This window comes from Flavobacterium sp. CYK-55, from assembly GCF_018413465.1.
GTDB lineage: Bacteria > Bacteroidota > Bacteroidia > Flavobacteriales > Flavobacteriaceae > Flavobacterium.
This window is the reverse complement of record NZ_JAHCDK010000001.1, coordinates 62475-83008: the sequence shown is the minus strand read 5'-3', so window position 1 is coordinate 83008 and position 20534 is coordinate 62475. Positions and strand designations below refer to the sequence as shown.

The 20534-nt window shown below is 45.6% G+C and carries 19 protein-coding genes; 18 read left to right on the top strand and 1 reads right to left on the bottom strand.

Annotated elements, in window-relative coordinates:
* Nucleotides 1-7: 7 nt before the first annotated feature.
* Nucleotides 8-658 (top strand): response regulator, encoded by a 651-nt coding sequence (locus KIH23_RS00345; protein ID WP_213211096.1) that lies wholly within the window; start codon nucleotides 8-10, stop codon nucleotides 656-658.
* Here the strand turns inward: KIH23_RS00345 and KIH23_RS00340 are convergent, their stop codons facing one another.
* A complete protein-coding gene (locus KIH23_RS00340) occupies nucleotides 659-967 on the bottom strand; it encodes a rhodanese-like domain-containing protein (RefSeq protein ID WP_213210653.1) in 309 nt (102 codons plus the stop codon).
* A gap of 167 nt (nucleotides 968-1134) precedes the next feature.
* Between KIH23_RS00340 and KIH23_RS00335 the strand changes: the two genes are divergently transcribed.
* The 17 genes from KIH23_RS00335 (at nucleotide 1135) to KIH23_RS00255 (ending at nucleotide 20534) form a co-directional block, all read left to right on the top strand.
* Nucleotides 1135-2592 carry a formylglycine-generating enzyme family protein gene (locus KIH23_RS00335; RefSeq protein ID WP_213210652.1) on the top strand — a complete coding sequence of 486 codons (1458 nt, stop codon included), beginning with the start codon at nucleotides 1135-1137 and terminating at the stop codon, nucleotides 2590-2592.
* 75 nt (nucleotides 2593-2667) lie between these two features.
* A complete protein-coding gene (locus KIH23_RS00330) occupies nucleotides 2668-5529 on the top strand; it encodes a T9SS type A sorting domain-containing protein (protein ID WP_213210651.1) in 2862 nt (953 codons plus the stop codon).
* A 92-nt stretch (nucleotides 5530-5621) separates the two neighbouring features.
* Nucleotides 5622-6194 (top strand): TetR/AcrR family transcriptional regulator, encoded by a 573-nt coding sequence (locus KIH23_RS00325; RefSeq protein ID WP_213210650.1) that lies wholly within the window; start codon nucleotides 5622-5624, stop codon nucleotides 6192-6194.
* A 237-nt stretch (nucleotides 6195-6431) separates the two neighbouring features.
* Complete coding sequence (gene paaE, locus KIH23_RS00320) at nucleotides 6432-7505, top strand: 1,2-phenylacetyl-CoA epoxidase subunit PaaE (protein WP_213210649.1); 1074 nt, start codon at nucleotides 6432-6434, stop codon at nucleotides 7503-7505.
* A 30-nt stretch (nucleotides 7506-7535) separates the two neighbouring features.
* A complete protein-coding gene (gene paaA, locus KIH23_RS00315) occupies nucleotides 7536-8489 on the top strand; it encodes a 1,2-phenylacetyl-CoA epoxidase subunit PaaA (RefSeq protein ID WP_213210648.1) in 954 nt (317 codons plus the stop codon).
* A gap of 14 nt (nucleotides 8490-8503) precedes the next feature.
* The gene (gene paaB / locus KIH23_RS00310) at nucleotides 8504-8788 is read left to right on the top strand and encodes a 1,2-phenylacetyl-CoA epoxidase subunit PaaB (protein WP_317197017.1); all 285 of its coding nucleotides are present in this window, start codon (nucleotides 8504-8506) and stop codon (nucleotides 8786-8788) included.
* A 1-nt stretch (nucleotide 8789) separates the two neighbouring features.
* Entirely contained in the window at nucleotides 8790-9542 is a 753-nt protein-coding gene (paaC, locus tag KIH23_RS00305; RefSeq protein WP_213210646.1) for a 1,2-phenylacetyl-CoA epoxidase subunit PaaC, read from the top strand.
* A 1-nt stretch (nucleotide 9543) separates the two neighbouring features.
* Nucleotides 9544-10044, top strand: coding sequence for a 1,2-phenylacetyl-CoA epoxidase subunit PaaD (gene paaD, locus KIH23_RS00300; RefSeq protein ID WP_213210645.1), 501 nt, complete (start codon nucleotides 9544-9546; stop codon nucleotides 10042-10044).
* Between the two features lie 51 nt (nucleotides 10045-10095).
* A complete protein-coding gene (locus KIH23_RS00295; RefSeq protein WP_213210644.1) occupies nucleotides 10096-10878 on the top strand; it encodes an enoyl-CoA hydratase-related protein in 783 nt (260 codons plus the stop codon).
* 80 nt (nucleotides 10879-10958) lie between these two features.
* Nucleotides 10959-12113: a 3-hydroxyacyl-CoA dehydrogenase NAD-binding domain-containing protein gene (locus tag KIH23_RS00290; RefSeq protein ID WP_213210643.1), complete on the top strand. Its 1155-nt coding sequence runs from the start codon at nucleotides 10959-10961 to the stop codon at nucleotides 12111-12113.
* A gap of 39 nt (nucleotides 12114-12152) precedes the next feature.
* Nucleotides 12153-12563 carry a PaaI family thioesterase gene (locus KIH23_RS00285; protein WP_213210642.1) on the top strand — a complete coding sequence of 137 codons (411 nt, stop codon included), beginning with the start codon at nucleotides 12153-12155 and terminating at the stop codon, nucleotides 12561-12563.
* 162 nt (nucleotides 12564-12725) lie between these two features.
* Entirely contained in the window at nucleotides 12726-13928 is a 1203-nt protein-coding gene (gene pcaF, locus KIH23_RS00280; RefSeq protein ID WP_213210641.1) for a 3-oxoadipyl-CoA thiolase, read from the top strand.
* 153 nt (nucleotides 13929-14081) lie between these two features.
* Entirely contained in the window at nucleotides 14082-16580 is a 2499-nt protein-coding gene (gene paaZ / locus KIH23_RS00275; RefSeq protein ID WP_213210640.1) for a phenylacetic acid degradation bifunctional protein PaaZ, read from the top strand.
* Between the two features lie 86 nt (nucleotides 16581-16666).
* Nucleotides 16667-17416, top strand: coding sequence for an enoyl-CoA hydratase/isomerase family protein (locus KIH23_RS00270; RefSeq protein ID WP_213210639.1), 750 nt, complete (start codon nucleotides 16667-16669; stop codon nucleotides 17414-17416).
* Nucleotides 17417-17535: 119 nt separating this feature from the next.
* Nucleotides 17536-18132, top strand: coding sequence for a transferase hexapeptide repeat family protein (locus KIH23_RS00265; protein ID WP_213210638.1), 597 nt, complete (start codon nucleotides 17536-17538; stop codon nucleotides 18130-18132).
* 49 nt (nucleotides 18133-18181) lie between these two features.
* Nucleotides 18182-19459, top strand: coding sequence for a dihydrolipoamide acetyltransferase family protein (locus tag KIH23_RS00260; RefSeq protein WP_249684743.1), 1278 nt, complete (start codon nucleotides 18182-18184; stop codon nucleotides 19457-19459).
* 4 nt (nucleotides 19460-19463) lie between these two features.
* The gene (locus KIH23_RS00255) at nucleotides 19464-20534 is read left to right on the top strand and encodes a branched-chain amino acid aminotransferase (protein WP_249684742.1); all 1071 of its coding nucleotides are present in this window, start codon (nucleotides 19464-19466) and stop codon (nucleotides 20532-20534) included.

Sequence of the window (20534 nt, the reverse complement as noted above, 5' to 3'; positions counted from 1 at the left end):
TTTATTTATTATGATCAGAATCGCCATTGTTGACGACAACTCATTTTTAATCAAAACCATTCAAGAAAAACTATCTTTTTTTGACGATTTCACCATCAAATTTACAGCGGTCAATGGGCAAGAACTACTTGATAAATTAGACAAAAGCCACGCCGTTGATTTGATTCTGATGGATATTGAAATGCCGCAGATGAATGGCATTGACGCTACCTATCAGATCAAGCAAAAATATCCGCAAATCAAAATCATCATGCTCACAGTTTTTGACAACGATGAAAATATTTTTAAATCCATCAAAGCCGGCGCCGATGGATATTTTCTCAAAGAAGTCAATCCGCATGAGCTCTTTAACGGCATACATGAAACGCTCAACGGAGGCGCAGCCATGACGCCATCAATCGCTTTAAAAACACTCAAGCTTTTGCGTGAACCGGTTTCGTTTGACGATGTGCAAGCCACAGAGGAAGTTACCCTGACTACCCGCGAAATTGAAGTGCTCGAACAACTCAGCAAAGGACTAAAGTACAATGCCATTGCCGAGAATTTGTTTTTGTCTGCAGGAACCATCCGCAAGCATGTTGAGAATATTTATGCCAAATTACAGGTGCACAACAAACTCGAAGCAATTCAAAAAGCCCGCAACAATAAACTAATTTAGCTACAATTTTTGATTCAAACTTTCCCAACCGCCACCATTAATTACTTCAACGCCTTGCGCTCTCAAAATTGATTCTGCTTGGCCGCTGCGCATGCCACTTCTGCAGCAAACCACCACCGGTTTGTTGAGTTTGATGATTTCGTTTACTTTTCCTGAAATCACTTGTAGCGGAATATTTTTAGCGCCTTTGATGTGTCCAGATGCGAATTCCTCATGCGTTCTTACATCTATAATTACGGCTCCACGTGCCATAAAATCTTTTAAATTGTCTGATTTAGCTCCAAATCCGAGCAGGTTTAATAAGCCCATAATGATTAATTTTTTGCCAAAAATACTAGTGAGTATTCAAATTCTTTGTAACAAAAGTTACGCTCGTAAAATAGTTCTACCTTTCAACTCAAAATACGAAGATTAACGTATTTTCTACGAAAAATAGCCCTTCTACTTTTGTTTGATAACATTAAAAAACAAAACGTATGAAAACTAAAAAATTATTCTTTCAATGGATTTTGGGCTTGACCGTTTTAATCGGAACCGCTGCAAAGGCCAACAATGTTCAGATTGCCGGCACTTCGGTTTCGGGTTCAAACATTACCTTTAACATCAGCTGGGAAAACAGTTGGTATGCCAGTGCGGCTCCTGCCAATTGGGATGCAGTTTGGGTATTTGTCAAATATCAAGATTGCAACACCAAACTGTGGAATCATGTCAACTTAAATGCTTCAGGGCACACTGCTGGATCTCCGTTGCAAATAGAAACAGTTACTGATAGCAAAGGTGTTTTTATTCGTCGCAGTGCAGTTGGTGGAGGAAATATTGCAGCAACAGCAGTTACTTTGAGCATGAATTTACCGGCCGGAACTTACAACTTTAAAGTTTATGGTATTGAGATGGTCAATATTCCGCAAGGTGATTTTCAGGTAGGTGACGGTGCGGGTTCATACACCTACAACAACGTCACCATCAATAGTTCTGCGCAGACTACCGGATTAACCGCAGCAACACTAAGCGCTTCATATACCAATCCTGTTCCGGCTACTTTCCCGATGGGTTACAATTCATTTTATTGCATGAAATATGAAGTTTCGGTAGAACAATATGCTGACTTTTTAAACTCATTGACTTTTGATCAACAAAAAAACAGAGTAGTGACTGATCCGATTAGTCCTGCAGGAAGTTATGCTATGTATAGTGGAGCTTCGTTGCAATATCGCTGCGGATTATCTATTGTTACACCGGGAAGCAATGGCGCTATTCCGGCTGTTTTTGGTTCAGATGCTACTCCGGGAACTCCAAACAGTCCTAATGACGGGCAAGATGTTGCCATGAATACGATAGGTTGGTTTGACTTGGCCGCATATTTAGATTGGGCGGCACTTCGTCCGATGACAGAACTTGAATTTGAAAAAGTATGCCGTGGTCCACAGCCGAGGGTGTCCGGAGAATATGCATGGGGGAGTACACAAGTAACCGCCGTGTACAGCAATGCTTTGAACAATGCTTTTCAATCTAATGAAGTGCCAAGTATTGCTGTTAATAATGGTATGTGTGCTTATGGTTTAAATAGTGCAAGTTCAGCTTACGGACCTATTAGAGTGGGGGCCATGGCCACAGGAACTTCGGGCAGACTGTCATCAGGAGCCGGTTATTATGGGGTTATGGATATGTCTGGAAATGTTTGGGAAACAGTTATTGGTACCTATTATTTATCGGGTACAACTTTTACAGGAACTTTAGGAGATGGAACATTAGACGCAACAGGTTTTGCTAATCAAGCCACATGGCCAACAGCTAATTCGTCATCAAGTGGTGTAGGTTATAGAGGTGGCTCTTATTATAACGTTGCTCCATACATCTGTACTTCAGACAGATATAGCATTATCAACTCAAGTGTCAATCGTTCGTACGGTCTTGGAGGTAGAGGTGTGCGATAACATCTAATTAGATTTTTTAATTGTACTCAAGGGTGCAATTGCCTTTCAAAAAATTATTCATTAAAATCTAATCAGATGAGATCAACCAAATACTTTTATCAAGTGTTGATGGTATTCCTGCTGGCTCATTTTCCGATTTACGCCCAATATACCGGCGGATCAGCCAACGGAACTTCGCTCAATGAACTCACGAGTTCTGTCTGTGCAAATCCGGCCCATTTTTATGCCTATTTTGGCGGAAGTGGTGACGGCAGCAGTGTGCATACCAAAGTCAACGCTACATGTAGCACACCACCCGGAGGCTTTGCTTACTTGGGCGGCTTGGGCGACGGAGCTTCAGTACACACCATCAGCAATACATCCTGCGGATTGCCGCCGGGCGCATTTGCCTATACCGGCGGAAGCGGCGACGGTCAAAGTGTTCATACACTCATGAACCAAACCTGCCCGATTCCACCCCAATTTTACGCATATTTTGGAGGCGAAGGCAACGGATCCGCGATGGATCAAAACCGAAATTGTGCGATTGTTTTGCCAGTAGCAGATTTTACGGCGACACCTACCACGGTTTGTGTGAACACCGATGTTCAGTTCTCTGATTTGTCAACAGCAGCCGTTGCTTGGGAATGGACCTTTACCGGCGGAACGGTAGTAGCACCTTCAACAATCAACAGCCAAAATCCGATCGTGCGTTATGCCACAGCCGGAACTTATGCCGTAACACTCAAAGCCCTCAATTTTGATGGTAGCGATACCGAAACCAAAACGGCTTACATCACAGTAGGTGCGGCAGCAACCATTACGGCCACAACACCGGGCTCCCGATGTGGTTCCGGCTCAGTAACTATTGGAGCGACCAGTGGCGGAATTGTGCGTTGGTACAATCAAGCCAGCGGAGGAACACTGCTCGGAACCGGAGCCACTTTTACCACGCCAAGCATCAGTGTCAACACCACTTATTATGCAGAAGCGTTTAACGGTTGTATTGCTTCGTCTAGAACGGCTGTTTTGGCCACGATTAACACGATTCCAACGCTTACCGGAACACCGGCCAGTCGATGCGGAGCAGGAACTTTGACTTTGAGCGCCAATCCAAGCACAGGAACCGTGCGTTGGTATGATGCTGCCTCGGGCGGAAACTTGCTCAGCACCGGAAGCACATTCACCACGCCCAGCATCAGCAGCACTACAACTTATTATGCTGAAACAACCTCGGCCGAAAGCTGTACTTCAACGAGAATTCCGGTGGTAGCAACCATCAATACCGTTCCGAGTATCACTTCAACCACACCGGCCACGCGTTGCGGAGCGGGTTCAGCAACGATTCAAGCTGTCGCCAGCGCTGGAACGCTGAATTGGTATGCAGCCGTCACAGGTGGAACGGTCTTGTTTACCGGAGCGAGTTTCAGTCCGAGTGTAACAGGCACAACCACTTATTATGTTGAGGCTTCTAACAACGGATGTACCTCTGCCAGAACTGCGGTAACCGTTACGGTCAATTCAGTGCCGAGTATCACATCAACCACGCCGGCCGGCCGATGCGATGCAGGTAGCGTGACGCTTCAAGCATCAGCCTCCAACGGAACTTTAAACTGGTACAGCACGGCTACCGGCGGAACTTTACTCGGCAGCGGCAACAGTTTCATTACGCCATCCATCAGCAATTCAACGAGTTATTATGTTGAAAGTACCGACGGAACTTGTACTTCGCCTAGAGTAGCGGTTTTGGCAACGGTCAATGCTACGCCAAGTATCACTTCAACCACGCCATCCAGCGTTTGCGGATCCGGAACAGTTATCCTATCGGCCACAGCCAATGTGGGCAATTTGAATTGGTATAATTCAGCCAGCGGCGGAAGTGTTTTAGGAACCGGCAACAGTTTTAGCACGCCGTCTATTTCAACCAATACTACTTTTTATGTTGAGGCCGTCAATGCCGGATGTACATCGGTAAGAGTTCCGGTTTTGGCTACGGTCAATGCCATTCCGACCATTACTTCAACCACCGGTGCTGTTACTTGCGGAAATCAAGGCGGAACCCTATCAGCCAACGCCAGCGCAGGAACCATTTATTGGTATAGCGTTGCCAGTGGCGGAACTGCTTTTGCTTCCGGAAACAGCATTCCGGTTAGCGGGGCTTCACAAACGTTTTATGTTGAAGCTGTCAGCAATGGCTGTATTTCGCCAAGAGTTGCGGTAGTGTATATGAACAATCCGGTTCCGACCATTACTTCGGTTGTTCCGGCCAGTCGTTGCAACGAAGGTTCGCTCACTTTAGGCGCAACGACTGATTCGGGCGTTATTCAATGGTTTGACGTGCCTGCCGGAGGAACTTTACTCGGAACAGGCGCTAGTTTTACAACCCCAATACTCTCGACTACAACTATTTATTATGTTCAAACTGATAACGGAAATTGCGTATCTGCTCGAACTCCGGTCACAGCTTCTATTTTGCCGACCGCTGCTCCACTCGGAAGTTCATCGCAGAGTTTCTGTGCCGGTGAAACGGTTGGGATGCTTGTTGTTACAGGATCAAACATTCAATGGTATGATGCAGCCTCAGGCGGGAATCTCATCAACAACAGTACACCGCTAGTATCCGGAAATACCTATTACGCTTCGCAAACGGTTACATCGTGTGAAAGCCCAAGTAGGCTACCGGTAAGCGTAGTGTTGGGCAATTGTTTGGGCAATGAAACCTTTGACGCCGAAGCATTGCAACTATGGCCGAATCCGGTTGTTGAGAAACTTCAAGTTTCATACACTCAGAACATCGATAAAATCGAAGTGCACAATATGCTCGGTCAAGTCATTTTGAATGAATTTGTACAAGCCCGTGAACATAGTTTAGATTTCAGTTCGTATGCCACCGGAACTTATTTGGTGCGTATACACATCCAAAACCAAATCAAAACCTACAAAATTGTGAAGCAATAATTTTTTAGTTTCCTAATTTTGTTTTGAACCACGTCTGCAAAGGCGTGGTTTTTTATTTAATGCAACGGTAAATAATTCTATATTTGAAACCGATGAAACCTCTTGACCGCAAAACCGAAATCATTACCGTAGCCGCCCAACTCTTCAAAGAAAAAGGCTACAGCGCCGTGACCATGCGCGATATCGCTCAGGCCATGAACATCAAAGCGGCGAGTTTATACAACCACATCAAATCCAAACAAGAAATTCTGGTTTTGATCATCATTGAAATTGCCGAAGAGTTCACGAGCACCATTTTGCAGATAGTTTCTTCAGATGAATCCACCATTGAAAAACTCAAAAAAGTCATTCAACTCCACATCGATATTACCGTCCGAAACCCCGATGCGCTGGCTTGTCTCAACAACGATTGGATGCATCTTGAAGCAGAAAAACTGGCTTATTTTGTCACGATGCGCGAAGAATACGAAGAACATTTCAGAACCATCATCAAGCAAGGCATGGCGCAAGGCGAGCTTAAAAACCTCAATGTTGAGGTCGTGATTTTCTCCACACTATCCACGCTCAGAACGCTCTATTTGTGGTACGGAAAAAAGAAAAGTCCCAACGAATCGGTGCTTAAAACCGCCATGACCGAAGTGCTTTTGCAAGGAATCGTTAGCTAGTTTTGTTTTTTTTGAAGCCGGGAACCTGCTTTTCGCTATTATCTTTTTGCTTGCCAACCAAAGTCAATCCATCAAATTCCATCAAGCAAAAAGGATAGCCGCTGCAATCAGGGCTAGGGCAAAAGTGGTTAATTAACAGTCAGTTACAAATTTTCAAACGTTATCGTAACATTTCAGAAATAATGTTTAAATTTGCATAGTAAACTAACAGTTGTTAGTCTTGTAAATAATTCATGCATGGCCAAATTTCACAGTCTTAAAATTGCCGATATATACAAAACCACCAAAGATTGTTCGGTGGTTACTTTTGAGGTTCCGGCAGAACTTCACAATGAATTTCAGTTCAAGCAAGGACAGCATTTAACGCTGCGTTCTATGATCAACGGCCAAGATGTGCGCCGTTCGTATTCGCTGTGTACCAGTCCGGCTGAAAACAAATGGCAAGTGGCGGTCAAGAAAATCACCGAGGGCGTTTTTTCAAGTTTTGTCAACGATGCGCTCAAAAAAGGCGATATGCTTGAGGTGATGCCACCACACGGAACCTTTCATACAGAACTCAATCCGGCTTCGGTCAAGAACTATATTGCTTTTGCTGCCGGTAGCGGAATCACCCCTGTTTTATCCATCATCAAAGCGCATTTGGCCGCCGAGCCGAACAGCACTTTTAAGTTGTTTTATCTCAACAGAACGGTAAAATCCATCATCTTCAAAGAAGAAATCGAACAACTCAAAAACCGCTACTTCGGTCGATTTGAGATTTTCTATTTCCTCACGCAAGAACACCGTAGCATCGAGCTCTACAACGGTCGTTTTACCGCTGAAAAAATTCAAGTGCTCACCGATAAAATCATTGACGTTCCTAATACTGATGATTGTTTTATCTGCGGGCCTGAAGAAATGATTCACTTATTGCGCGACGAGCTCACCAAAGCCGGTTTGCCCAAAGAAAAAATCCATTACGAATTGTTCAATACCGGTTTGTCAGAAGAAGACAAGCAGCGCATCAGCAAAATTGTCGATAAAAAAGTCGACGGTACTGAAGTCACGATTATTGACGGCGGCAAAGAATTCCACTTTGTTATGGGCGAAGATTTTGACAACATTCTCGATGGTGCTCTGGCCGCCGGAGCTGATTTGCCTTTTGCTTGTAAAGGCGGTGTTTGCAGTACTTGCCGTTGCAAAGTGGTTGACGGTAGCGTAGAGATGAAACTCAACTATTCACTCGAAGAAGACGAAATTGCCAAAAATTATATCCTAAGTTGCCAAGCCGTACCGACTTCTAAAAAAGTAGTCGTCGACTTTGGTATTTAATCCAACATCCAACCCTAAAAACTGAAGATTATGTCTGAGAAAGAAATCAAAAGTTTAGAAGAAATATTTGAACAGCGCATTGCCAATGACCAGAAAATCGAGCCCAAAGATTGGATGCCCGAGAAGTATCGCCAAACGCATATTCGCCAAATTTCGCAACACGCCCATTCTGAAATTGTCGGGATGTTGCCCGAAGCCAACTGGATTACCCGCGCGCCATCTTTACGTCGCAAAGTAGCCTTGTTGGCCAAAATTCAAGACGAAGGCGGACACGGTTTGTATTTGTACAGTGCCGCCGAAACCTTGGGTATTTCGCGTGAAGAAATGTATGAGCAACTCCACAGCGGAGCCGCCAAATATTCGAGCATTTTTAACTATCCAGCCATTACTTGGGCCGATATGGGCGCGGTGGGTTGGCTCGTTGACGGTGCGGCGATCATCAATCAAGTGGCTTTAATGGGCACATCCTATGGGCCTTATTCACGCGCGATGATTCGCATCTGCAAAGAAGAGAGTTTTCATCAGCGTCAAGGTTATGAAATCTTGCTCACACTTTGCAACGGTACTCCAGAGCAAAAAGCCATGGCGCAAGATGCTATGAATCGTTGGTGGTGGCCATCGCTGATGATGTTCGGCCCGAAAGATGCCGATTCGCCCAACACCGAACAATCAGTCAAATGGAAGCTCAAACGAAAAACCAATGACGAACTCCGTCAGCAGTTTGTGGATCAAACCGTTCCGCAAGCCAATATTTTGGGATTGACCATTCCTGATCCGAATTTAAAATGGAACGAAGCGCGCAAACACTATGATTTTGGTGAGCTCGACTGGAATGAATTCTGGCAAGTAGTCAAAGGCCACGGACCTTGTAACAAGCAACGTTTAGATGCTCGTCGCACCGCTTGGGAAAAAGGCACTTGGGTGCGAGATGCCGCGATGGCTTATGCCGAAAAGCAAGAATTAAAATTAGAAAAAGCAGTATAACGGACAACATAACGATTATGAAAAATTGGCCACTTTGGGAAGTATTTATCAGAAGTAAAAACGGATTAGAGCACCGTCATTGCGGCTCGCTGCACGCATCAGACGCTACTATGGCGCTTGAGAATGCCCGCGATGTGTATACGCGTCGCATGGAAGGCGTGAGCATTTGGGTGGTTGAATCTAAATATATTACCGCTTCGAATCCGGAGCACAATGGTGAAATGTTTGAGCCGGCCAAGGATAAAGCCTACCGTCACCCAACGTTTTACGAATTGCCCGAAGAACTAAAACACATGTAAAATGAACGAATCACTCATTCAATATATATTCGGAATTGCCGATAACGCGCTTATTTTAGGTCAGCGTTTGGGCGAATTGTGCGGTCATGGCCCAACGCTTGAAACCGACATTGCCGGAACCAACATCGCGCTTGATTTACTCGGGCAAACCCGCAGTTATTATCAGTATGTAGCGAAATTACAAGGCGGAGAAGCGACTGAGGATACGGTTGCTTTTTTGCGTTTAGAACGCGAATACAAAAACGTTTTACTCGTCGAGCAGCCCAATATTGATTTTGCTTATGTCATGGCACGTCAGTTTTTGTTTGATCATTTTCATTTGTTGTTGCTCGAGCAATTGCAATTCAGCAAAGACGAAAATCTAGCAGCCATTGCCCAAAAGAGCATCAAAGAAGTCAGCTATCACGTTCGTTTTTCATCTGATTGGATCAAACGTTTAGGCGATGGAACCGACGAAAGCCACCAGCGCATCCAAGAAGCCATGGATTATCTTTGGCAATTTACCGATGAGCTTTTTCAAATGACTGAGGCGGATGCAGCGATGGTTTCACAAGGAATCGGCGTGGATGTTTCAGCTTTTAAATCGGCCTATCACAAAAATGTCAGCCAAGTACTTTCTGAAGCAACGCTAAAAACACCTGTATTGGAATTTTTCCAAAAAGGCGGAAAAATGGGTCGTCACAGCGAGCACATGGGTTATATTCTCACTGATTTGCAATATATGCAGCGCACTTTTCCGAACATGACTTGGTAAGATGACTACAACCGATATCCAAATAGAGCCTGAATTTATCGAGATACTTCAAAGTGTCTCTGATCCGGAAATTCCGGTTTTATCACTCATGGATATGGGCGTAGTTCGATCAGCCTTGCGCAACGGAAATGTAGCCGAAATAAAAATAACGCCCACCTACAGCGGCTGTCCGGCCATGGATGTAATGGGCGATGACATCAAAAAAGCCTTTCGCGACCAAGGAATCGAAGCGCGTGTTCAACTGGTGCTTTCACCGGCTTGGACCACAGATTGGATCACCAGCCGCGGAAGAGAAGCGCTCGAGAAATACGGCATCGCAGCGCCTTTACAACCCGAAGCAGACAAAGAAGCTTTGCTCGGAAATAAAAAAATAGTCGAATGCCCTCAGTGCGGTTCACAAAACACGCAGTTGGTGAGTCAGTTTGGTTCAACGGCTTGTAAGGCCTTATTTCAATGCCAAGAATGTCTGGAGCCTTTTGATTATTTTAAATGTTTAAAATAAAATCAACCTGCGAGGTTTTTGAAACCTTGTAGGTTTTTAAATAAAATAGGTATGAGCAACTCTATCGAACTTAAAATCGAGAACAGCATTGCATGGTTAACCCTCAATCGCCCTGAAGTCTTCAATAGCTTCAACCGCGAAATGGCGCTTTCAATGCAAAATAAATTAGATCAATGCGCCGCCGATGCTTCGGTGCGCGTGATTATCATTACCGGAGCCGGAAAAGCTTTCTGCGCAGGTCAAGATCTCAAAGAAGTCACCACGCCTGAACTCATGCCGGGTTTCAGAAAAATTCTCGAAGAACATTACAACCCAATCATTGAACGCATTCGCAGTATTGACAAACCGATTGTTGCTGCCGTGAATGGTGTAGCAGCCGGAGCCGGAGCCAACATCGCTTTGGCTTGTGATATTGTGGTGGCTGCTGAGTCGGCCTCATTTATTCAAGCTTTTAGTAAAATTGGTTTGGTGCCTGACAGTGCCGGAACTTTCTTTTTGCCGCGTTTGATTGGTTTTCAAAAAGCCTCAGCACTGATGATGCTCGGCGATAAAGTTGGTGCTCAAGAAGCCTTTGAAATTGGGATGATATACAAATTTTATCCGGTGGCTTTCTTTGAAGAAGAAGTTCAGAAATTGGCTGCAACCTTGTCGCAAATGCCTACGCATGCCTTAGCCTTGACCAAAAAATTGTTAAATAAATCCATGATTCACAACTTGCAAGAACAGCTGGCTATGGAATCTGATTTGCAAATCGACGCGAGCTCATCTCATGATTATCAAGAAGGCGTAAATGCGTTTATGGAGAAAAGAACCCCAGAATTTAAGGGGAATTAATTGATTGTAAGACTATAAGACTGTAGGATTTAAAAGTTAAGTTTCAGAATCCGATTGTCCTAAAATCCTAAAATTACAAAATGAAAGTAGCAGTCATAGGTTCAGGCACCATGGGAAGCGGAATAGCGCAAGTTGCGGCCACAGCCGGTTGTTCAGTTAAGATATATGACACCAATCAGGAGGCGTTGTCCCGAAGCCAATCGGCACTAGAAAAAACCTTAACGACATTGGTTGAAAAAGGAAAAATCGACGTGGGCGAGAAAAGCCGGATTTCAGGTTCGATTGCCTATGTGAGCGCGCTTGAGGAATTGTTTGATGCCGATTTGGTCATCGAAGCCATCGTTGAAAATCTAGAAGTCAAACGAAAGCTGTTTTCAGAACTCGAAAGCATCGTTTCAGCGCAAACTATATTGGCTTCCAACACTTCGTCTTTATCAATTGCTTCGATTGCGGCTTCCTGCCAAAAATCTGAGCGCGTCATCGGAATTCACTTTTTCAATCCAGCGCCGCTCATGCAACTTGTGGAAGTTGTTCCCGCGGTGCAAACCAGCGAAGCTACTTTACAGAAAGCGGTTGAAATCATTTCAAGTTGGAAGAAAACCGTAGCCGTAGCCAAAGACACACCGGGCTTTATTGTCAACCGCGTGGCGCGACCTTTTTACAGCGAAGCCATTCGTTTGTATGAAGAAGGCGTAGCCGATTTTGCCACGATTGATGCCGCGATGAAAGCGCAAGGGAATTTCCGCATGGGCCCCTTTGAGCTCATGGATTTTATCGGGCACGACGTGAATTACATTGTTACCGAAACCGTTTTTTCCGCTTTTTATTTTGATCCCAGATACAAACCTTCGTTCAGCCAAAAACGATTGCTCGAAGCCGGATTCCTAGGCAGAAAATCAGGCCGCGGATTTTACGATTACAGCCAAGAAATGCCCCAGTCCAAGACAGATCAAGCGCTGGCCAAAAATATATTCGAGCGCGTTTTAGTCATGCTCATCAACGAGGCGGCCGATGCTTTATTCCTTAACATTGCCTCGGCCCAAGATATTGATAACGCCATGACCAAAGGCGTCAATTACCCGAAAGGCATACTGGCGTGGGCCGATGAATTGGGTATTGATTGGTGCGTGCAAAAGCTCGATGCCTTGTATGATGAATACCATGAAGACCGCTACAGGTGCAGCCCGATTTTGCGCAGAATGAACCAAAACAAACAAAAATTTTATCACACCTAATCGCGAAATTTTTCCGGTTAGGTTTTCACATTTTAAAACATGAGCCCAAACGAAATTGTACATAAAATGCTCAGCAACGATGCTTTCAGCCAATGGCTCGGCATTGAACTCGTGCACATAGATCATGGAACCTGTACACTTTCGATGACCGTACGCGCCGAAATGCTCAACGGATTCAACATTGCTCATGGCGGAATTACCTATGCTTTGGCCGATAGTGCGCTGGCCTTTGCCGCTAATTCCCACGGACGTCAATCGGTCAGTGTTGATACGTCCATCAACCACATTGAGACGCTTCAAGCCGGCGATATTATAACCGCGGTAGCGCGTGAAGAAGCACTCAAAAACAAATTCGGGTTTTATTCGGTGCACATCAAAAAAGCCGATCAAACCGTTGCGCTGTTCAAAGGAACTGTGTTTCGCAGTGACCGCGAATGGACGCATGATTAGAAGCTATTTCCTGCTTTCGCCTTTATCTCTCCGCTTTGCTACGAGGATATCGGCTTAATCAGGGCTAGGGCTTTAGTGTTAAAGAAAATAAAGTTTAAAAATAAGTTTGTAGCATTCAAATCATCCATCTGAAATCTACAATCTGAAATCAAATAAATGTATATGGAATCCTACATCATCGACGGCCTTCGAACGCCCATCGGAAATTACCAAGGAACACTCGCAGCAGTGCGCCCCGACGATCTGGCGGCACACGTGATTAAAGCCCTGGTGCAGCGCAATGCACAAATCCCCACAGACGCTTATGCCGATGTGATTTTAGGCTGTGCCAACCAAGCCGGTGAAGACAACCGCAACGTAGCGCGTATGGCGTTATTGTTGGCGGGCTTGCCGTATACCGTTCCGGGAGAAACCGTCAACCGTTTGTGTAGCTCCGGACTCTCAGCAGTCATTCACGCGCATCGTGCCATCCAAGCCGGAGACGGAAAAGTGTTTATTGCCGGTGGTGTCGAAAACATGACTCGCGGACCCTTAGTCGTGTCCAAGCCTTCAGCGGCCTATGGCACCGACAGCAAAATGTATGATTCCAGCTTCGGATGGCGATTTGTCAATCCCAAAATGCACGAAATGTACGGCACTGATGCCATGGGAGAAACCGCTGAGAACTTAGTGGATTTGTATCAAATTTCGCGCGAAGACCAAGATGCCTTCGCCTTACATAGTCAGCAGAAAGCCACCGCAGCCCAACAAAGCGGTCGCTTGGCGCAAGAAATTGCTCCTGTAACGATTCCCCAACGCAAGGGCGATCCCATCGTGTTTGCTAAGGATGAGTTCATCAAACCCAGTTCGTCTCTGGAAGGATTGGCCAAACTCCGTCCTGCCTTTCGCAAAGACGGTAGCGTAACCGCCGGAAATGCTTCGGGATTGAATGATGGTGCGGCAGCCTTGATTGTCGCTTCGAGCGAAGCCGTTGCGGAATACGGATTAAAACCCTTAGCTCGGATTGTGAGTTCGGCTGTAGTGGGAGTCGAGCCCCGTATTATGGGTATCGGACCCGTAGAAGCAAGTAAGCAAGCCTTAGCGAAAGCGGGTTTAACATTAGAACAAATGGATGTGATTGAGTTGAACGAAGCCTTTGCCGCACAAAGTATTGCGTGCATCCGTGCTTTGGGATTAGCCGATAACGATCCACGCATCAACCCCAATGGAGGGGCTATTGCAATCGGTCACCCACTAGGGGTAACGGGTGCGCGAATTGCCTATTCTGCCGCATTAGAATTGCAGCAAACCGGAAAACAATATGCCTTGATTACCATGTGTATAGGCGTAGGACAAGGCTATGCAGTGATTATTGAACGCGCTTAAAAAGAGGTGTTTTCAAACTAGCCCCGATGGCAGCGGCATCCCCGTAACGCAGTGAAGGGATACAGCGAACAGCGGGACCAAGCATACCCAAAAGCACCGGAGTTTGTGCTTCAAAAAAATATATAAAGACGCTCAGCGTCAAACAAAAACGATATGAATAAAATTCAACATTACGTTTTAGGTCAGTGGACCAGCGCCACCGGTTCGGGGTTGCCTACCTATGATGCGGTGACGGGCGAGTTTATCGCAGAAACCTCTGTAGAAGGCTTGGATATTCCGGCTATTTTGCACTATGGTCGTACCAAAGGCGGCGAGCAATTGCGTAAAATGACGTTTCAAGAGCGCGGGAATATGCTCAAAAGTTTGGCGCTCTACTTGAACAAACGCAAAGAACAATTTTATGACCTCAGTTACCGCACCGGGGCAACCCGCGTCGATAGCTGGATTGATATTGAAGGTGGTTTTGGAAACCTGTTTGCCAATGCCTCACTCCGTAAATTATTTCCGAATCAACCCTACCACGTGGAGGGCGATCCCATCGACTTATCGCGTGGTGGTCGTTTTATGGCGCATCACATTATGGTGCCCAAAAAAGGGGTAGCGATTCACATCAATGCGTTCAACTTCCCGATTTGGGGAATGTTGGAAAAATGCGCGGTCAACTGGATGGCGGGGATGCCTGCCGTGGTTTTACCCGCACCTTCCACGTCGTATTTGACAGAAGCGGTGGTGCGTGAAATCATTGCGTCGAACATCCTTCCGGAAGGCGCGTTGCAACTCATTTGTGGTACCGCTACGAACATCTTTGATACGGTTGAAAGTCAGGACGTGATTACCTTCACGGGTTCGGCAGCTACCGGACGTAAGTTGAAAGCCCATCCACGCATCATCGAAGAAGCCGTTCCGTTTACGATGGAAGCGGATTCGTTGAATGCTTCTATCTTAGGGGCAGATGCCGTGCCGGGAACACCCGAATTTGATTTATTCATCAACCAATCGCGTAGCGAAATAACGGTGAAGGCCGGACAGAAATGTACCGCCATTCGCCGTATGATTGTTCCTGAAAACTTGATGGATGAGGTACAAAATGCCTTGGCCAAATCCTTAGATAAAGTAACGATTGGTGACCCACGCCTCAAAGAAGTGCGCATGGGGGCTTTAGTAAGCAAACACCAAGTTGAAGTACTCAAAAGTCGTGTGAACGAACTGGCTGAGCACAGTCAGTTGGTTTATGGTGGCGATTGGGATAACATTGCCCTTCAAGGTGCCGATTTACAAGGTGCTTTCGTGGCGCCCGTTTTGTTGCGTCAAGACCGACCTTTTGAACATACTGCAGTGCACGAAATCGAGGCCTTCGGTCCGGTGTCGACGCTTATGCCGTATAAAAATTTGGATGAAGCCATCGAGTTGGCCCAAATGGGGAAAGGTTCGTTAGTGTCTTCTATTGTAACCAATTCCGATGAAATTGCGAAAGACTATGTGGTCAATGCAGCGTCACACCACGGACGTATTTTAGTGCTTAACCGTGAAAACGCCAAACAAAGCACGGGTCACGGTTCGCCACTTCCGCTGTTGGTTCATGGTGGCCCTGGGCGTGCCGGTGGCGGCGAAGAAATGGGTGGCGTGCGCGGTATCAAGCATTATATGCAACGCTGTGCGATTCAAGGTTCGCCCACCACATTAACCGAAATCACCGGAATCTATCAAGCCAATGCCAAGTACAAAGAAGCCGACCAACATCCGTTCCAATACCATTGGGAGGATATCCAACCAGGAATGTCATTGAAAACGCACAAGCGTACGATTACCGACACCGACATCATCAACTTTGCGAATTTAACGTGGGATCATTTCTACGCGCACACCGATATCACGTCGTTGGACGGAAGTATTTTCGAAAAGCGCACCGCCCACGGCTATTTTATATTGTCGGCGGCAGCGGGTTTGTTCGTGTATCCCAACAAAGGGCCGGTGGCGGCCAATTACGGTTTGGAAGAATGCCGTTTCTTACGTCCGTTGTACCATAATGATACGGTGTATGTGCGACTCACGTGCAAACAGAAAATCGAGCGTGATGTGGCTTCGGCCGAACATCCGAGTGGGATTGTGAAATGGTTTGTTGAAGTCTTTGATAGTGAAGACGAATTGGTAGCGGTGGCAACGATTCTGACCATGGTACAGAAAAAACAAACCGTGTTTACCGAAATGACTACCGCCAAAATCCAAGAATGTTTGGATCGATTGACCGAAGCTTCGCAACCGAAATGGGGCATTTTGACGCCGCAACATTTGATTGAACATTTGGAAGAAGGCTACCGCATCATGTCCGGCGAAAAGCAAGATTTCGAGATTGCGACGCCCGAGAAGATTTTGGATAAAGTGCACCACTCGTTATACAATTACGAGCCGTTCCCGAAAGGAACCGCCTTCCCAACCATGAAAAAAGGGGAGTTGGAAGACTTAATCCATCCCGATTTAGCAACTGCCAAAACCAAATTCTGGGAAGCGCGCGAGGCGTATGTAACGTTCTTCAAGCAAAACCCCGAAGCCGTGATGAAGAATATGGTCTTCGGTCATTTGAATCGTTACGAAAGTTATTTACTCGAGCGCAAACATTTGAATCATCATTTTGAGCAGTTTGGACTTTTATAATTAACGATTGAAGATTAACGATTTTTGATTTTAGAAGTTTTTTGAAATCAACAATCAACAATCAACAATCAACAATCAACAATTTTATGGAACCTTACGTAAAACATAACATACAAGAAAACATAGCTACGATTGAGTTTTTTCATCCGGAGCAGAATTCGTTGCCCGGAGCGGTATTAGCTGAATTGGCGCAAACGATTACCGAAGTGGGCAACCGCGACGATGTGAAAGTCATTATTTTACAAAGTGGTGGCGACCGTACGTTTTGTGCGGGGGCGAGTTTCAAGGAACTCATCGCGATCAATGATGCGGCTACGGGGAAAGTATTTTTCTCGGGTTTTGCGAATGTCATCAATGCGATGCGCAAATGTCCGAAGTTTATCATCGGACGTATTCAAGGGAAAACGGTAGGTGGTGGCGTTGGAATTGCTGCGGCAACCGACTATTGTATGGCCACCCAGTTTGCCGCGATTAAGTTGAGCGAACTCAACGTGGGGATCGGACCCTTTGTGGTGTCACCCGCCATTGAACGCAAAATGGGTGTTTCGGCAACGTCGCAAATTGCGATTGATGCCAATACCTTTTATGAAGCCTCGTGGGCGCGTGAGAAAGGTTTGTTTGCGCAAGTTTTCCCATCGTTAGAAGAATTGGATGCCGCCGTTTGGGCATTTGCACAACACCTTTGTACCTACAATCCCGAAGCTATGCTCGAGATGAAGAAAGTCTTCTGGCGCGGCACTGACGATTGGGATACCTTACTCGCCGAACGCGCAGCCATCAGCGGCCGTTTGGTGTTGAGTGAGTTTACGAAGCAAAAATTGGAGAAGTTTAAGTAGAAGCAAGACCGCTTCGCTGCAAGAGCAAAGACCGCTTCGCTGAAAGACGAAGTGGTAGCGACACTAACTGTTCTTTTTTCTTGTAATGTAATGGTCTTTCTTCTTTAATCTAATAAAAAATGATATACGCATTCAAAGGGTTCATCCCCGTTATTCACGAGAGTAGTTTTATTCACCCGCAGGCTTCGGTGACGGGGAATGTGATTATTGGGAAAAACGTATATGTTGGACCCGGGGCTGCGATCCGTGGGGATTGGGGCGAAATCATCATTGAAGACGGGTGTAATGTGCAAGAGAATTGTACGCTACACATGTTTCCCGGAAAGACGATGGTCTTGAAAGCGGGTGCGCATATTGGTCACGGAGCCATTATTCATGGCGCCAACATTGGAGCAAATTGCTTGATTGGGATGAATGCCGTGTTGATGGATGATGTAAATGTGGGCGATGAATGTATCATCGGGGCATTGGCGTTTGTCAAAGCGGGCATGCAGATTCCGAATCGGAAGATGGTGGTTGGGAATCCGGCTGAAATCATTAAAGATGTTTCGGATGAAATGATTGCTTGGAAAACCAAAGGAACCCAGTTGTACCAACAGCTGCCCCAAGAATGTTATGAAACGCTACAAGTGGTGGAACCTTTGCGGGAAATCCCCAAAGACCGACCTACGCAAGAAGCGTTTTATAAAACCTTAGAAGAATTTAAAAAGAAATAATCTTAACCTGCAAGGTTTTTCAAACCTTGTAGGTTTAAAACAAAATATAATGTTCGAATTTAAAATGCCCAAGTTGGGTGAAAGTATTTCTGAAGCCACGGTGATTAGTTGGCTCAAAAATGTCGGGGATTTTATCTCGGCCGAGGAAACTTTGCTCGAAGTAGCTACTGACAAAGTAGATAGTGAAGTGCCTTCGCCGGTTTCGGGCATCATCAAAGAAATTCGTTTTCAAAAAAATGATGTCGTGGCTGTGGGCACCGTGATGGCTTTGATTGAGGCTTCAGAAGAAGCTGTTCAAACCGCAAATCAATCTACAGAAGTTGAAAAACCAGTTGCCATCGAACAGCGTGCAACGAAACAATCAACCGCCGGCCAAACTTTATCAAAAGTCAATTCAGATACTTTTCTTTCGCCGCTGATTATTAGCATAGCTCAGAAAGAAAACTTATCGATTGAAGAATTACAACTCATTCCGGGTTCGGGCACGGAGGGCCGTTTGCAAAAAAGCGATGTGTTCAACTACCTTAAAAACCGAAAATATCCAATTCAGAGTAAACCGGTGGCAGATAGTCGACCGCAATCGAGTTATCCGAAACCCAAAATTAATTATACCGAAGGCAAAGATTACATCATTGAAATGGATCGTATGCGCAAGATGATTGCCGATCATATGGTGTATTCGAAGCAAACCTCGCCGCACGTAACCTCTTATCTTGAAGTGGATGTGACTGAATTGGTGGCTTGGCGCAATGCCCACAAAGATGCCTTCCAAACCAAAACAGGCGAGAAGCTTACCTTTACACCGATATTTGTCGATGCAGTAGCCAAAGCAATTCAAGATTTTCCTTTGATTAATGTGGCGGTAGAAGACAACAAAATCTATGTCCGCAAAGACATCAACATCGGGATGGCGACAGCGCTACCCAGCGGAAATTTAATCGTTCCAGTGGTTAAAAATGCCGGTGAGAAAGATTTGGCTGCTCTGGCCAAAGACGTCAATCATTTGGCCGAAAGCGCGCGCAACAATAAACTCAAACCCGAAGAAATTCAAGGCAGCACGTTTACAATTTCGAATGTGGGTACTTTTGGCAGTTTGATGGGAACGCCGATCATTAACCAACCCGAAGTAGCCATTTTAGCCTTTGGCATCATCAAAAAACGCCCGGAAGTAATTACGACTGAAAAAGGCGATGAAATAGCCATCCGCAGTATGATGTTCCTATCGTTGTCCTTTGATCATCGCGTAGTCGATGGTTATTTGGGCGGATCATTCCTGCGAAAAGTAGGCGATTATTTAGAACAATTTAATACCAACACAACTCTATAAAATCATGCAAGAACTCATGACACCATCCATCAAAATAACTCCGGTAGCGCAATCAAGAGTAGATCAGGTAGAACTCAATAACAGCATTGTGATGGGAACCCAGTTTACCGATCATATGTTTGTGTGCGATTATGTAAACGGCGCTTGGAGTAACCCTCGAATTGAGCCTTTGAACCTCATTCCAACGCATCCGGCAGCAATGGCTTTACACTATGGCCAGGCTATTTTTGAAGGCATGAAAGCCACTTTAGGCCAAGACGGAACGCCGCTGTTGTTTCGACCGGATCAAAACGCCAAACGAATGAATTTTAGTGCCGACCGCATGGGCATGCCTCATTTACCGGAAGATTTATTTGTTGAGGCGCTCAAACAATTTGTTGCGCTTGAAAAACAATGGATTCCCACCCAAGAAGGCAGTGCTTTGTATTTGCGACCATTTATGTATGCTGACGAGCCTTTTATCGGGATGCGTGCAGCCACCACTTATAAGTTTGTAATCATCGGATCGCCGGCCGGACCGTTTTTTAGTCGTAAGATTAAATTATACGCCGAGAAAAAATATGTTCGCGCCGTGAATGGTGGAACCGGTGAGGCCAAAGCCGCCGGAAATTATGCTGCCGCTATTCGTCCGACGGAATATGCCAAAGCCAAAGGTTACGACCAAGTTTTGTGGCTCGATGCGCATGATTTCAACTACATTCAAGAAGTGGGAACGATGAACATCTTCTTTAAAATCGACGGCAAATTCATCACACCTGATTTGAGCGGTTCTATCTTGGCCGGCATTACGCGCATGAGTGTCATTGATGTTTTGCGTTCACGCGGATATGAAGTTACCGAACGCCCGATTACGCTTGATGAAATTGTTGCAGCTTCTCAAAACGGAACACTTGAAGAAGCTTTTGGAGCCGGAACAGCGGTAGGAATTGCGCATATTGAAGAAATCGGCAACAATGATATGACGATCAAATTCCCATCAGAGAATCCGGTTTCAGATATGGTAGCCGATACGCTTGAAGGAATTAAAAAACAAACCATAGAAGATCAATTTGGCTGGATGATTCCGGCAAAATAA

Excerpts from the sequence above, each read along its gene's own strand:
- paaC (WP_213210646.1), top strand. The coding sequence starts at position 8,790 with ATGAACGAATCACTCATTCAATATATATTCGGAATTGCCGATAACGCG.
- paaE (WP_213210649.1), top strand. The coding sequence starts at position 6,432 with ATGGCCAAATTTCACAGTCTTAAAATTGCCGATATATACAAAACCACC.
- KIH23_RS00340 (WP_213210653.1), bottom strand. The coding sequence starts at position 967 with ATGGGCTTATTAAACCTGCTCGGATTTGGAGCTAAATCAGACAATTTA.
- KIH23_RS00290 (WP_213210643.1), top strand. The coding sequence starts at position 10,959 with ATGAAAGTAGCAGTCATAGGTTCAGGCACCATGGGAAGCGGAATAGCG.
- KIH23_RS00265 (WP_213210638.1), top strand. The coding sequence starts at position 17,536 with ATGATATACGCATTCAAAGGGTTCATCCCCGTTATTCACGAGAGTAGT.
- KIH23_RS00335 (WP_213210652.1), top strand. The coding sequence starts at position 1,135 with ATGAAAACTAAAAAATTATTCTTTCAATGGATTTTGGGCTTGACCGTT.
- KIH23_RS00285 (WP_213210642.1), top strand. The coding sequence starts at position 12,153 with ATGAGCCCAAACGAAATTGTACATAAAATGCTCAGCAACGATGCTTTC.
- pcaF (WP_213210641.1), top strand. The coding sequence starts at position 12,726 with ATGGAATCCTACATCATCGACGGCCTTCGAACGCCCATCGGAAATTAC.
- paaD (WP_213210645.1), top strand. The coding sequence starts at position 9,544 with ATGACTACAACCGATATCCAAATAGAGCCTGAATTTATCGAGATACTT.
- KIH23_RS00325 (WP_213210650.1), top strand. The coding sequence starts at position 5,622 with ATGAAACCTCTTGACCGCAAAACCGAAATCATTACCGTAGCCGCCCAA.
- paaA (WP_213210648.1), top strand. The coding sequence starts at position 7,536 with ATGTCTGAGAAAGAAATCAAAAGTTTAGAAGAAATATTTGAACAGCGC.
- KIH23_RS00295 (WP_213210644.1), top strand. The coding sequence starts at position 10,096 with ATGAGCAACTCTATCGAACTTAAAATCGAGAACAGCATTGCATGGTTA.
- KIH23_RS00255 (WP_249684742.1), top strand. The coding sequence starts at position 19,464 with ATGCAAGAACTCATGACACCATCCATCAAAATAACTCCGGTAGCGCAA.
- KIH23_RS00270 (WP_213210639.1), top strand. The coding sequence starts at position 16,667 with ATGGAACCTTACGTAAAACATAACATACAAGAAAACATAGCTACGATT.
- KIH23_RS00260 (WP_249684743.1), top strand. The coding sequence starts at position 18,182 with ATGTTCGAATTTAAAATGCCCAAGTTGGGTGAAAGTATTTCTGAAGCC.
- KIH23_RS00330 (WP_213210651.1), top strand. The coding sequence starts at position 2,668 with ATGAGATCAACCAAATACTTTTATCAAGTGTTGATGGTATTCCTGCTG.
- paaZ (WP_213210640.1), top strand. The coding sequence starts at position 14,082 with ATGAATAAAATTCAACATTACGTTTTAGGTCAGTGGACCAGCGCCACC.